Source organism: Bradyrhizobium sp., assembly GCF_030646015.1.
Taxonomy (GTDB): Bacteria; Pseudomonadota; Alphaproteobacteria; order Rhizobiales; family Xanthobacteraceae; genus Bradyrhizobium.
The window spans coordinates 1-12384 of the sequence record NZ_JAUSLT010000056.1 but is presented as its reverse complement, the minus strand read 5'-3'; the positions used below and the strand labels follow the sequence as shown (position 1 = coordinate 12384).

The following is a 12384-nucleotide window of genomic DNA, read 5'->3' as shown; positions in this document are numbered from 1 at the left end:
ATGCGCCGCCTGATCGATGCCGCGCGCCAGCCCCGAGACGATGACGAACCCGGCGTCCGAGAGGTCGCGCGCCAGGGTGCCGGCGAATTTCAGCCCGGCGCCGGAGGCGTTGCGCGAGCCGACGATCGCGAGCATCGGCCGCATCAGCGCGTCCAGCGCGCCGCGCACGCCGAGCAGCGGCGGCGCATCCTCCTCGCTGCAGATCCGCCCCGGACGATCGGCGCCGCCGCGCCGCGCCAGGTCGGGCAACCGCTGCAGCGCGACGCGGGCGCTGCCGAAATGATTGAGCAGGGAACGAAAGGTGCGCGGCCCGACATTGTCGGAACGGATCAACCGCAGCCGGTCGATCCGCTCGGTGTCGGTGAGGTGGGTGGTGCTCGGTGTGCGCTTGTCCATGCGGATATAGCTTCGCGCAACCAGAGGGTGGGATCAATGGAATTTGCCTTGTAGCCCGGATGGAGCGTAGCGAAATCCGGGGGAGCGAGTGATGCTGGCCCCGGATTGCGCTGCGCTCCATCCGGGCTACTAGCGTGCCTCTGCATCTTGCTCCATCCCCGCGCGCTCCGTAAAAGCATCTCCATCTTCGCTAGGAACATAACGCCCATGATCTCGCTCGCCGACCTCCAGCGCCGTATCGAATCCGGCGGGCTTTCGGCTGAGGCCGCGATCGCGCGGTCGGTCGAAGCCATCGAGGCCCATGACAAGAGCATCGGCGCCTTCGTCTGCCGTGCCGAAAATCCTCGCGCGCAAAGCGCCGGGCCGTTGCGCGGCATCGCCGTCGGGATCAAGGACATCATCGAGACCGCGGATCTGCCGACCGAAATGGGTTCGCCGATCTATCGCGGGTTTCGGCCGCGCGCGGATGCGCCTGTCGTCATGATGTTGAAGCAGGCGGGCGCGACCATCGCCGGCAAGACCACGACGACGGCGTTTGCTTCGGTTGATCCGACGGCTACGCTCAATCCGCGCAACACCGATCATACGCCGGGCGGATCGTCCTCGGGCTCGGCGGCGGCGGTCGCGGCCGGCATGATTCCGCTTGCGCTGGGAACGCAGACCGGCGGCTCGGTGATCCGGCCGGCCTCGTTCTGCGGCGTGGCCGCGATCAAGCCGTCGTTCCGGATGCTGCCGACGGTCGGCGTGAAGTGCTTTTCCTGGACGCTGGATACCGTCGGGCTGTTCGCGGCCGGGGTCGAAGACCTGGCGCAGGGATTGTCGGCCATGACCGGCAGGGCGGAGCTCAAGCTCGGTACCGCGATCGAGACGCTGCGCATCGGCGTCGTGACGCAGGATTTTGCCGGCGCGCCGGAAGCGGCGGGCGCCGAGGCGCTGCGGCTCGCAGCGAAAGCGGCGGAGCGGGCAGGCGGGACCGTGCGCGAACTGGCCTTGCACGACATTGTCGGTGAGGCGTGGCGGATTCATCCCACCCTGCAGGATTTCGAGGCGCATCGGGCGCTGGCCTGGGAATACCGGACGCGTCACGCCGACATGCCGCCGCTGCTGCGCGGACGGCTCGACGAAAGTGTGGGAATTGCGCCCGCCGACTACGACGCGGCGCGCAGCGTCGCCAACCGCGCCCGCAAGGCGCTGGCGAAAATCTTCGACGACGTCGACGTGTTGCTGACGTTTTCGGCGCCGGGCGCGGCCCCGAAGGGATTGGCTTCGACCGGCGAACCCCGCTTCAACCGGCTCTGGACCCTGATGGGGGTGCCCTGCGTCAATGTTCCCGGCTATGTGGCCGAGGGTGGACTGCCCGTCGGCGTGCAGGTGATCGCGCGATTCGGCAACGATGCCGGGGCGCTGGCGGCGGCGCGGTTTGTGGAAGAGGCGCTGCGGCGGTCGTAGAATCGTAGGGTGGGCAAAGGCGCACTCTTCGCGCCGTGCCCACCATCCGCTCGGCAAATTCGGCTCTCGATTGAAGTGGTGGGCACGCTTCCGCCTTCGCTCGTTGAGCGACGGCGGACGCTTTGCCCACCCTACGAAGCGACGACTATTTCTCCCCGATCCGCCCTTCGGTGCCAGCCTGCAGACGCTTGATGTTTTCGCGGTGCGCCCAGAACAGCAGCATCGTCATCACCGCGAACAAGGAGGCCAGCGCGGGGTGGCCGAACCACCAGAAAAAAATCGGCGTGACGAAACTGGCAACCAGCGCCGACAGTGACGAGTAGCGCGTGGTCGCGGCGGTGGCGAGCCACAGCAGGCCAAACACCACGACGGCCGGCCAGAACAATCCGATCAGCGCGCCGATATAGACGGCGACGCCTTTGCCGCCCTTGAATTTGAGCCAGACCGGGAACAGATGGCCGAGAAAGGCGCCGAGCGCCGCCAGCATCGCGGCATTGGGGCCGCCGAAATAACCCGCGATGACTACCGCGACCGTGCCCTTCAGCGCATCGCCGAGCAGCGTCGCGGCGGCAAGCCCCTTGTTTCCCGTGCGCAGCACATTGGTGGCGCCAATACTGCCGGAGCCGATCGAGCGCAGGTCCTGGGTGCCGGCGAGTCTTGTCAGGATCAACCCGAACGGGATCGAGCCCAGGAAATAACCGATGATGAGCCCCACCGGCAGCCATGCTTCAGGCGACATCGCTGAGGCTCCTTTTAGACATGCTCATATACCGTCCGGCCGCCGACGATGGTGCGCACCACGCGGCCGGAGAAGCGGGAATCGTCGAACGGCGTGTTCTTGCATTGCGATTTGAGATCGGCGGGATCGAGCACCCAGGGGGTGTCGGGATCGATCACGATGACGTCGGCGGGCGAGCCCGCGCGCAGCGATCCGCCGGGTAGCCCGAGCAGTTCGGCCGGGCGCGTCGACATCGCGCGGATCAGGGTCTTGAAATCGGTCTCGCCATTGTGGATCAGGCGCAGTGCCGCCGGCAAAATGGTCTGCAGGCCGATCGCGCCATAGGCGGCTTCGGCGAACGGCAGCCGCTTGACCTCGACGTCCTGCGGATTGTGGTCGGACATCACGACGTCGATCAGCCCGGAGGCGACGGCGGCGACCAGCGCGAGGCGGTCGTCCTCGGTGCGCAGCGGCGGCGACAATTTTAGAAAGCTGCGGTACGGACCGATGTCGTTTTCGTTCAGGGTCAGATGATTGATCGACACCGAGGCGGAGACCGCAAGACCGGCATCGCGGGCGCGCTGCAGGATTTCCAGCGACTCGATGCAGGTCAGCGAGGCCGCGTGGTAGCGCCCGCCGGTCAGCGCGACCAGGCGCATGTCGCGCTCCAGCATGACGGCCTCGGCGGCATTGGGAATGCCGACCAGGCCCAGCCGCGCGGCAAACTCGCCCTCGTTCATGACGCCTTCGCCGACCAGGTTGGGATCCTCGGTGTGGTGCACGATCAGCGCGTCGAAGTCGCGGGCGTAGGTGAGGGTGCGTCGCATCACCTGCGCATTGGTGACGCTGCGGTCGCCGTCGGTGAAGGCGACGGCGCCGGCCGCCTTCAACAGGCCGATCTCGGTCATCTCCTCGCCGCGCATGCCTTTTGTCAAAGCCGCCATCGGGTGGATGTTGACGATCGCGGTGTCGCGGGCGCGGCGCAGCACGAAATCCACCGTCGCCGAATTATCGATGACGGGGGAGGTATCCGGCTGGCAGATGATGGTGGTGATGCCGCCGGAGGCCGCGGCCTGGCTGGCGGAAGCAAAGGTCTCGCGGTGGCTGGCGCCGGGCTCGCCGACAAAGGCGCGCATGTCGATCAGCCCGGGGGCCACGATCATGCCGGCGCAGTTGATGATGTCGGTGCCTTCAGGCACGCCGGCGGCGCCAATGCCGCGCCGTGAGTCACGGATGAAGCCATCGGCGATCAGGACGTCGCCGGGGCCGTCGAAATCCCGGGAGGGATCGACGACGCGGGCGTTGGCCAGCAGGATCGGGCGGCGGTCGGTCAGCATGATGTCACGCGTTCGGCAGGTTGCGGGCCAGCGCTTCGAGCACCGCCATCCGCACCGCCACTCCCATTTCCACCTGTTCGCGGATCAGCGATTGCGCGCCATCCGCCACGATCGAGTCGATTTCGACGCCGCGGTTCATCGGTCCGGGATGCATCACCAGCGCGTCGGGCTTGGCGTAGGCCAGCTTCTTCTGGTCCAACCCGAAATAGTGGAAATACTCGCCGGATGACGGCACGAACGAGCCGTTCATGCGCTCGCGCTGCAGCCGCAGCATCATGACGATGTCGGCGCCGTTCAGCCCCTCGCGCATGTCGCGGGCCACCTCGACGCCCATCCGCTCGATGCCGCGCGGCAGCAGCGTGGAGGGCGCGACGACGCGCACCCGGGCGCCCATGATGTTGAGAAGCAGGATATTGGAGCGCGCCACCCGCGAATGCATGACGTCGCCGCAGATCGCGACCACCAGGCCTTCGAGCCGGCCCTTGTTGCGGCGGATGGTCAGGGCGTCGAGCAGCGCTTGCGTGGGATGCTCATGGGCGCCGTCGCCGGCATTGATGACGGAACCGTCGACCTTGCGGGCCAGCAGTTCCACCGCGCCGGACGCGTGGTGCCGCACCACCAGGATATCCGGGTGCATGGCATTCAGCGTCACCGCGGTATCGACCAGGGTTTCGCCCTTGCGGATCGACGACGACGATACCGACATGTTCATGACGTCGGCGCCGAGCCGCTTGCCGGCCAGTTCGAACGAGGACTGGGTCCGGGTCGAGGCCTCGAAGAACAGGTTGATCTGGGTGCGGCCGCGCAACGAGGTGCGCTTCTTGTCGACTTGCCGGTTGAGCTCGACATACTCCTCGGAGAGGTCGAGCAGGCCGGTGATGTCGGCAACGGAAAGGCCCTCGATTCCCAGCAGATGCCGGTGACCGAGGACGAAGGTCGATTTCGATACAGGGGTCATTAAAACGAGAGCTATAGGCAGAGATGGGAGGCGGGGCAAGCGTCAATTCCCGCACGCTGACTTATCCACTAGCGGTTCGCCAACACGGTAAACTGCATTCGGTGGTGTTCCCGTGGCGCGGTTTCCGGTAAGCTCGCGAAATCGGCACGCGACGCATGCAGGCCATGGAAAATACTCAGCATTTTACCCGGCATTTCATTCGATCTGTCCGCATTGTCCTGAACGTCGTGCTGGGGATTGGATGCTTGGCGGGCTGTGGCGTAATTGCGGCGACGCCGGCTATGGCCGAGAAGCGGATCGCACTTTCGATCGGTAACGACCTCTATCCCAATCTTGGCCCCGACCGGCAGTTGAAGAAGGCGGTCAACGACGCCGGCACCATCGCGGATTCGCTGAAGTCGCTCGGATTCGAGGTCATCGTCGGGACCAATCTCGGGCGCCAGGCCATGATCGACAAGCTCGCCGAGTTCACCGCGCGGCTGGAGCCGGGCGATACCGCCGCCCTTTTCTTCGCCGGGCACGGTGTGGCGATCTCGGGCGTCAACTACCTGATCCCGAGCGACGTGCCTGCGGTCACCGAGGGCGCCGAAGCGCGGGTGCGGGGTGCTTCGATCGCCGAGCCCGATTTGATCGCGGAGCTGCAGGCCAGGTCCGTCCGCGTCGCGCTGCTGGTGATCGACGCCTGCCGCGACAATCCGTTTCCACGCGCGGCCGGCCGCTCGATCGGCAACACCAGAGGTCTCGCCGACGCCAAACCGGCGCGCGGGATTTTTACGCTCTATTCCGCGGGGATCGGCCAGACCGCGCTGGATCGGCTGAGCGGCAACGATCCCGCGCACAATTCGGTGTTCACCCGGGTATTCGCCGAGCAGATGAAGCGGCCGGAGCTGCATCTCGGCGATCTCGCCGTCGAGGTGCGCGAGCGGGTGGCGGAACTCGCCCTGAAGGCCACCGACGGCGGCGGCCAGCCGGCGCCGCACGAGCAGTCCCCGGCCTATTACGACCAGACCCTGGGCGGCCGTATCTATCTGGCGGGGCGCGCGCCGGCGACGAGTGTGCGGGAGCCGGTCACCGCACCGGTGGTTCTTGCGGCGAAGCCGCCGGAGACCGAACGCCCGCCGCGGCCGGGTTCGCCGGGGGAAAGTTGCGCGCGCAAGGGTAGCGAGACCTACTGCGTCAGCTCGGTGCTGAAGCCGCAGTTCGGCAATTCCTATGGTCCGGAAAACCTGTTCGAGGGGCCGCAGAGCAGCGCCTGGGTGGAAGGTCGGGCCGGGCAGGGCATCGGCGAGTGGATCGCGATCGAGTTCGACGGCATGCGCACCGTGCGTTCGATCACCGTGCGCAACGGCTACCAGAAGAGCAACGATATCTTCCACAAGAACAACCGCGTGCGCCTTTTGCGGGCGGTGTTCTCGCAAGGCGAAACCCAAACGCTTGTGGTACCGGACCGGTTCGGCTCGGAACTGCTGACGCTGCCCAAGCCGGTACGGGCCTATTGGGTCAAATTCATCATCGACGAGGTCTGGGCCGGCAACAAATATACCGACACCGCGATCACCAAACTGGTGGTCAATTCGGAGCGGGTGCAGTGAGCGGAGCGCGTTGGCGCATGGTGAATCTCGGGCGCGCAGCCGGCGCCGCCATTCTTGCTGCCAGCTTTTTGGCAACCGCCGCCGTGCAAGCGCAGAACCTGCCCGGCGATTTTGTCTTTCTGCGCGACATCGATCCGACCATCCGCCAGGACATCCGCTATGCCGGGCCGAACAATTTCGTCGGCCGCAGGCTTTCGGGTTACGACGCTGCCGAATGCGTGGTGAAGCGGCGCGTAGGCCTGGCGCTGAAAGCCGTCCAGGCGGAACTGGCCAGGCAAAACCTGTCGCTGAAGATGTTCGATTGCTACCGGCCGGCGCGGGCGTCGCACGACATGGTGGTGTGGGCGCAGAACGGCAGGGAGACGCCGGCCGAGCGGCGCTATAACCCCGCGTTGCCCAAGAAGGACCTGTTCCGGCTGGGCTATATCGCCGAGCGTTCGCAGCATTCCACCGGGGCAGCGCTCGATCTCACTTTGGTTGACCTTGCCGCCGACAATTCCGCCACGTTCGATCCCGCCAAAACCTATGCCGACTGTACCGCGCCCGAAGCCACCCGCGCGCCGGAAGCCAGCGTCGACATGGGCACCGGCTATGACTGTTCCGATGTGAAATCGCATACCGCGGCGCGGAGCATCACGGCGGATCAGCGGCGCTGGCGCAACCTGCTGGTGGCCGCGATGGCGAAGCAGGGTTTTGTCAACTATTCGAAGGAGTGGTGGCATTTTTCGATGCCGGGCGCGGGCGGGCAGGCGTATGATTTTCCGATCAGGCGGGGGTCCAAGTAGATTGCTCATATGGCAGAGTTCGTCATTGCGAGCGCAGCGAAGCAATCCACTCTTTCTTTCTTTGTGCTGCACGATGGATTGCTTCGCTGCGCTCGCAATGACGGCCTCCCCAGTCGGGCTCGCTCCGGCGTAGAATGATTCTCGATATCAAGGGACGACTCATGACCCAGCCTTCGTTCGCAACCCACGAGGTCTTCAACCAGTCGCCGCCATTCGAGGGTGTTGATCTGTTCACGCTCGACCGTCCGCTGGTCGACGCCGTCGCGGCCAATGGCGGATCGTCGGCGGAGAAGGAACTCTCCGAGTTCGGCCAGCACTGGGGTTCGGCCGAGATGGCGGCGCGGGGGCGCATCGCCAACGAGAACACGCCAAAACTGCGGACTTTCGACTCGCGCGGCAACCGGCGCGACGAGGTCGAGTTTCATCCGGCCTATCACGAACTGATGGCGCGCAGCGCCCATGCCGGCGTTCATAATTCGACCTGGGACGCGCAGGGCAAGCCGGCCGGCGGGGCGTCGGAGGTGGTGCGCGCGGCAAAGTTCTACATGGCGGCGCAGGTCGAGACCGGGCACCTGTGCCCGATCACCATGACGCGGGCGTCGGTGGCGGCACTGGCGGTTCAGCCGGACCTGCTGGCGAAGACCATGTCGGTCATCGGGACGCGCGCGTACGATCCGAGCTTCGCGCCGTGGTGGACAAAACGCGGCATGACGCTCGGCATGGGCATGACGGAAAAGCAGGGCGGCACCGATGTGCGCTCCAACATGACGCGGGCGGAGCGCGATGGCGATGGCTATCGCATATCGGGCCACAAATGGTTCATGTCGGCGCCGATGTGCGACGCCTTCCTGGTGCTGGCGCAGGCCGAGGAAGGCCTGACCTGTTTCTTCATGCCCCGCTTCAAGCCTGACGGCTCGATCAACGCGATCCAGTTTCAGCGGTTGAAGGATAAGCTCGGCAACCGTTCCAATGCCTCTTCGGAAGTGGAATTTCTCGGCGCCCATGCGATGCGGGTCGGCGACGAGGGCAAGGGCATCCGCACCATCATCCAGATGGTGCAGCTGACACGGCAGGATTGCGCGATTGCCTCCGCCGGCCTGATGCGCTCGGGGCTGGCGCATGCGCTGCATCACGCCCGGCATCGCAGCGTGTTTCAAAAGCATCTGGCCGATCAGCCGCTGATGCAGGCGGTGCTGTCGGACATGGCGCTCCATGTCGAGGCGTCGATCGCGCTGGTGATGCGGCTCTGCCGTTCGTTCGACCGCGCGCCCGCTGACGCCAATGAGGCGGCCTATATGCGGCTGCTGACGCCGGCCATAAAGTACTGGGTCTGCAAGAGCGCGCCGGGATTCTTGTACGAGGCGATGGAGTGCCTCGGCGGCAACGGCTATGTCGAGGAGGGCATTCTGGCGCGGCATTTTCGGGAGTCGCCGGTCAATGCGATCTGGGAAGGCTCAGGGAATGTGATGTGCCTGGACGTGCTGCGGGCGCTGTCGCGCGAGGCCGAGGCGGCGGCTGCGGTGTTGCAGGGCCTCGCCGGGGAAACCAGCGGCTTGCCGGGCGCTGGTGATGCGGTGGCCTTCATCGCCAAGGCGTTCCGCCGGCCGGACGGCGAGCGCGTCGCAAGGCTGGCGGTGGAGAAGCTGGCGCTGCTGGCGGCCGCGGCAGCGCTCAATCAGGTGTCGCCGCGCCATGCCGAATTGTTCGCGGCGACCCGGATGGCCGAGAATCATGCCAGCATGTATGGCGCGGTGGATCTCGCCACCGACGATGTCAGGGGTTTGCTGGAGCGGGCATTACCCTGACGCCCGCAAAGCCTGCGGCAACTTGAAAGCTCACCGATGGATTCCCTCGATCCCGCCGCGCCACCGATCCTGGTGAGGCCGGCCCAACACCCGCCGCGCATCTGGAAATTCTGGGGCACCACGCTGTGGGGCCTGTTCATCTTCGTCGCGTTGTTTGTCGGTCAGATCCTGGTGGTGGCGTGGATGGTGTTCCGGCAGGAGGGGCCGTTCGATCTTGCCGCCGCGATCCATGTCGTCGGTGGCGGCCTGACGATTTCGCTCTCGGTGATCATGGGCATGCCGGCCGCGCTCGGCGCCATCTGGATCGCCACACGGCTGTCGCGCACGCCGTTTGCCGAATATCTGGCGCTGCGCCGGCCGTCGTGGCGTCATCTGGCGATCGGCATCGTCGCGCTGGTCCTGCTGGTCGCAAGTTGGGACTTGTTGTCGCGCGCGCTGGGGCGGGAGGTCGCGCCCGGCTTCATGGTCGACGTGCTGAAATCGGCGCGCGCCGATGGCGCGGTGTGGCTCCTGATCATCGCATTCTGCGTCGCGGCCCCGATCTCGGAGGAGTTTTTCGCCCGCGGCTTTCTCTATCGCGGCTGGTCGGAATCGTTCCTGAAGGCGCCCGGCGCCATCCTGCTGTCGTCGCTGGTGTGGACCGGGCTGCATCTGCAATACGACTTGTTCTTTTTCGGCCAGGTGTTTTCCATCGGCCTGCTGTTCGGCTGGATGCGCTATCGCACCAACTCGACCTGGCTGACGGTGGTCCTGCACGGCCTCAACAATTTCGCGGCGACGCTGCAGAGCATCTGGCTGGCGGGATAGTGACGGTTCAGGCGACCAGCGCGATCACGATCGGCATCGTAATCGCCGCCAGAATGGTCTGCAGCGTGATGATCTGCGCCAGCAGGGGCGCGTCGCCGCCCATCTGGCGGGCCAGTACGTAGGCGCTCGACGACGCCGGCACCGCCGAGCACACCGCCACGATGGCCAGGTTGGAGCCGGACAGGCCGAACCAGTGCGCCAGCGCGATGGCGAGGACCGGCATCAGCACCAGCTTGAGGAACACGGCGACGCTGGCGGCGAGGCTCGGCCGAAACATCCCAGCCAGATGCAGGCCGGCGCCGGTGACCAGCAGGCCGATCGCCAGCGAAGAGCGGCCAAGCGCGTCGGCGACCTCGTGCCAGATCCGCGGCAGCGGCAGATGCAGGACATTGAGCGCCAGCCCGATGACGCAGGCCCAGATCAGGGGATTGCGCACTACGGTCATCAGGATGGCGCGGACCGACTGCTTTTCCGGGGAGGCGTAATGCGCCAGCACGGAAACGCTGAACACGTTGACCAGCGGGATGATCGCAACCATCGCCACCGAAGCCAGCGCCAGCCCGGTGTCGCCGTAGAGATTGACGGAGACTGCGAGCGCCACATAGGTCTGCCAGCGGGTGGCGCCCTGGAAAATCGAGGTGAAGGCGGGCCCGTCGACCGCGCATCGCGCCAGCAGCGGCCGCAAGCCGAGGCACAACAGTGACATCAGCAGCAGCGAGAGCAGCAGCGCGCCGCCGACGCCGGCGACCGGCACGGTGCTGAGATCGGCCTTGACGAGGGTCTGGACCAACAGCACCGGGAACAGCACGTAATAGGTCAGTTGCTCCAGCCCGTGCCATTGCGTCTCCAGCCGCAGCAGGCTTCGCTTCAATATGAATCCGAGCACGATCAGCAGGAAAACCGGCAGCAACGCCGTAATGACCAGCGCCATCCTCAGCGGCCCTTGCGGCTGTCGTGGAGCGTCATCAGCCGGTCGAGCGCGCCCTGCAGGATGTAGATCGCGGCGTGCTCGTCGATCACCTCGGCGCGCCGGGCGCGGCTCATGTCGGTTCCGATCAACTCCCGCTCCACGGCGGCGGTGGAAAGCCGCTCGTCCCACAGGGCGATCGTGAGATCAGTCAGTTTGGAAAAATTGCGGGCGAAGGCGCGGGTCGACTGCGCGCGCGGACCCTCGCTGGCATCCATGTTGACGGGCAGGCCGAGCACGAAGCCGACCGCGCTGCGCTCGGCGGCAATGGCGACCAGCCGCGCCGCGTCCGACGTGAACGCCTTGCGCTGGATGGTGCCGACCCCGGTCGCGAGCCGGCGGTCGGGATCGGAAACCGCGACGCCGATGGTCTTGGTTCCAAGGTCTAGTCCAACAAGCGCGCCACGTTCGGGCCAGTGCGCGACAGCTTCGATCAAGGGCAGGATGAGAGCGGGCATGGGGCTCGCATAACACGCGTCGGAGTGCCGACGCAAAGCGCTTGCTTTCTTTACCCTCCCCTGGAGGGGGAGGGTCGGCTCGCACTGAGCGCAGCGAAATGCGAGACGGGGTGGGGTGACGGTCCATCAACTCGCGCGCTGTCCGAGTCGATAGACTTTCACCCCACCCCGCCGCGAATTTCATTCGCGTCGACCCTCCCCCTCCAGGGGAGGGTAAGCGCATCTCAGCGGATCGCCACCGGGTTGATCATGCTCTGCACGCCGCCCTTGAAGCGCGGCTGGCCGAGCACGAACAGGAACTCGTAGGCCTTGTCCTTGGCAAGGTCGGCGGTATTCATGTTTTCGAGGATGTAGGTGCCGTTCATCGGCAGCAGGATTTGATGGACCTCGAAGATATTCTTGGTTTCGAACGGGACCGCCTCGACTCCCCAGGTATCGGCGCCGACCGCGACCACGCCCTTGCCAACGAGATACTTGGCGCCTTCGACGCCGACGCCGGGTTCACCGGCACCGAAGCGCTTGTCGTCCTTGCCGACCAGGCTGAGCCAGCCGGTGTGGAACAGCACGACATCGCCCTGGCGGATTTCGACGCCTTGCTTCTTGGCGACCTCCTCGATTTCCTTGACGTTGAAGGCGGTGCCTTCCTTGACCACGTCGGTGCCAAAGTGGGCCGCCATGTCGAGCAGCACGCCGCGGGTCACCATCGGCGGGACTTTTTCGACGCCAAGTTTCTTCAGGCCGGTGGGATCGGCGAAATCGGCCAGCTTGTTGCCGTTGTAATAGACGTGCTCGACGCCGATATGGCCGAGACCGTCGAGCTGGCTGCCGACACCGACCCAGCCCTCGATGATGTCGTCATTATAGGTGGTCTTGCTGGGTCCGAGGCCGGGAATGCCGGCCTGGCCGGGCTGAACGATGGTGATCTTGAAGGCGCGCGGCGGATAGGCCGGCGTCTTGGTATCGACGGGAATGCCGAGCGCATAAGTCTTGCCGGTCTTCACCAGCGACGCCGCCTTCACGACCAGCTCCGGCGTCATGTAGTTGGCGGCGCCGATCTCGTCGTTCGGTCCCCATTTCGATTTGGTCCAGTCCTGTGCGCTCGCGGTTCCGGC

General features: G+C 65.8%; 12 protein-coding genes. 5 read left to right on the top strand and 7 right to left on the bottom strand.

The window, feature by feature from the left end; all coding sequences use genetic code 11:
- Positions 1 to 396, bottom strand: a 396-nt coding sequence (locus tag Q7T45_RS08065) for a DNA-processing protein DprA (RefSeq protein ID WP_304869507.1), incomplete at its 3' end; no start/stop codon positions are given.
- Positions 397 to 603: 207 nt separating this feature from the next.
- On the opposite strand from Q7T45_RS08065, the gene Q7T45_RS08060 reads away from it, so the two are divergent.
- Positions 604 to 1845 (top strand): amidase, encoded by a 1242-nt coding sequence (locus Q7T45_RS08060; RefSeq protein WP_304869505.1) that lies wholly within the window; start codon positions 604 to 606, stop codon positions 1843 to 1845.
- A 145-nt stretch (positions 1846 to 1990) separates the two neighbouring features.
- Here Q7T45_RS08060 and plsY read toward each other — a convergent pair whose 3' ends face one another.
- The 3 genes from plsY to Q7T45_RS08045 are packed head-to-tail and all read right to left on the bottom strand — an operon-like array spanning position 1991 to position 4858.
- Complete coding sequence (plsY, locus tag Q7T45_RS08055; protein WP_304869503.1) at positions 1991 to 2584, bottom strand: glycerol-3-phosphate 1-O-acyltransferase PlsY; 594 nt, start codon at positions 2582 to 2584, stop codon at positions 1991 to 1993.
- Positions 2585 to 2598: 14 nt separating this feature from the next.
- Entirely contained in the window at positions 2599 to 3900 is a 1302-nt protein-coding gene (locus Q7T45_RS08050; RefSeq protein ID WP_304869501.1) for a dihydroorotase, read from the bottom strand.
- Between the two features lie 4 nt (positions 3901 to 3904).
- Positions 3905 to 4858 (bottom strand): aspartate carbamoyltransferase catalytic subunit, encoded by a 954-nt coding sequence (locus Q7T45_RS08045; protein ID WP_304869498.1) that lies wholly within the window; start codon positions 4856 to 4858, stop codon positions 3905 to 3907.
- Positions 4859 to 5139: 281 nt separating this feature from the next.
- Between Q7T45_RS08045 and Q7T45_RS08040 the strand changes: the two genes are divergently transcribed.
- The 4 genes from Q7T45_RS08040 to Q7T45_RS08025 all read left to right on the top strand — a co-directional run bounded on the left by Q7T45_RS08040 (position 5140) and on the right by Q7T45_RS08025 (position 9847).
- Complete coding sequence (locus Q7T45_RS08040; RefSeq protein ID WP_304869496.1) at positions 5140 to 6450, top strand: caspase family protein; 1311 nt, start codon at positions 5140 to 5142, stop codon at positions 6448 to 6450.
- 17 nt (positions 6451 to 6467) lie between these two features.
- The gene (locus Q7T45_RS08035) at positions 6468 to 7235 is read left to right on the top strand and encodes a M15 family metallopeptidase (RefSeq protein WP_304869510.1); all 768 of its coding nucleotides are present in this window, start codon (positions 6468 to 6470) and stop codon (positions 7233 to 7235) included.
- A gap of 161 nt (positions 7236 to 7396) precedes the next feature.
- On the top strand, positions 7397 to 9040 hold the full coding sequence (locus Q7T45_RS08030; protein ID WP_304869494.1) for an acyl-CoA dehydrogenase family protein: 1644 nt from the start codon (positions 7397 to 7399) through the stop codon (positions 9038 to 9040).
- 36 nt (positions 9041 to 9076) lie between these two features.
- Positions 9077 to 9847, top strand: a complete 771-nt coding sequence (locus Q7T45_RS08025) for a CPBP family intramembrane glutamic endopeptidase (RefSeq protein ID WP_304869492.1) — start codon at positions 9077 to 9079, stop codon at positions 9845 to 9847.
- Positions 9848 to 9854: 7 nt separating this feature from the next.
- On the opposite strand, the gene Q7T45_RS08020 is transcribed toward Q7T45_RS08025, so the two are convergent.
- From Q7T45_RS08020 to Q7T45_RS08010, 3 genes are all read right to left on the bottom strand, one after another.
- Positions 9855 to 10778 carry an AEC family transporter gene (locus Q7T45_RS08020; RefSeq protein WP_304869490.1) on the bottom strand — a complete coding sequence of 308 codons (924 nt, stop codon included), beginning with the start codon at positions 10776 to 10778 and terminating at the stop codon, positions 9855 to 9857.
- Between the two features lie 2 nt (positions 10779 to 10780).
- Positions 10781 to 11272 (bottom strand): Holliday junction resolvase RuvX, encoded by a 492-nt coding sequence (gene ruvX, locus Q7T45_RS08015; protein WP_304869488.1) that lies wholly within the window; start codon positions 11270 to 11272, stop codon positions 10781 to 10783.
- 224 nt (positions 11273 to 11496) lie between these two features.
- The coding region (locus tag Q7T45_RS08010) for a cyclase family protein (RefSeq protein ID WP_304869487.1) at positions 11497 to 12384 on the bottom strand (888 nt) is incomplete at its 5' end.

Excerpts from the sequence above, each read along its gene's own strand:
- Q7T45_RS08050 (WP_304869501.1), bottom strand. The coding sequence starts at position 3,900 with ATGCTGACCGACCGCCGCCCGATCCTGCTGGCCAACGCCCGCGTCGTC.
- plsY (WP_304869503.1), bottom strand. The coding sequence starts at position 2,584 with ATGTCGCCTGAAGCATGGCTGCCGGTGGGGCTCATCATCGGTTATTTC.
- Q7T45_RS08025 (WP_304869492.1), top strand. The coding sequence starts at position 9,077 with ATGGATTCCCTCGATCCCGCCGCGCCACCGATCCTGGTGAGGCCGGCC.
- Q7T45_RS08030 (WP_304869494.1), top strand. The coding sequence starts at position 7,397 with ATGACCCAGCCTTCGTTCGCAACCCACGAGGTCTTCAACCAGTCGCCG.
- ruvX (WP_304869488.1), bottom strand. The coding sequence starts at position 11,272 with ATGCCCGCTCTCATCCTGCCCTTGATCGAAGCTGTCGCGCACTGGCCC.
- Q7T45_RS08045 (WP_304869498.1), bottom strand. The coding sequence starts at position 4,858 with ATGACCCCTGTATCGAAATCGACCTTCGTCCTCGGTCACCGGCATCTG.
- Q7T45_RS08040 (WP_304869496.1), top strand. The coding sequence starts at position 5,140 with ATGGCCGAGAAGCGGATCGCACTTTCGATCGGTAACGACCTCTATCCC.
- Q7T45_RS08020 (WP_304869490.1), bottom strand. The coding sequence starts at position 10,778 with ATGGCGCTGGTCATTACGGCGTTGCTGCCGGTTTTCCTGCTGATCGTG.
- Q7T45_RS08035 (WP_304869510.1), top strand. The coding sequence starts at position 6,468 with ATGGTGAATCTCGGGCGCGCAGCCGGCGCCGCCATTCTTGCTGCCAGC.
- Q7T45_RS08060 (WP_304869505.1), top strand. The coding sequence starts at position 604 with ATGATCTCGCTCGCCGACCTCCAGCGCCGTATCGAATCCGGCGGGCTT.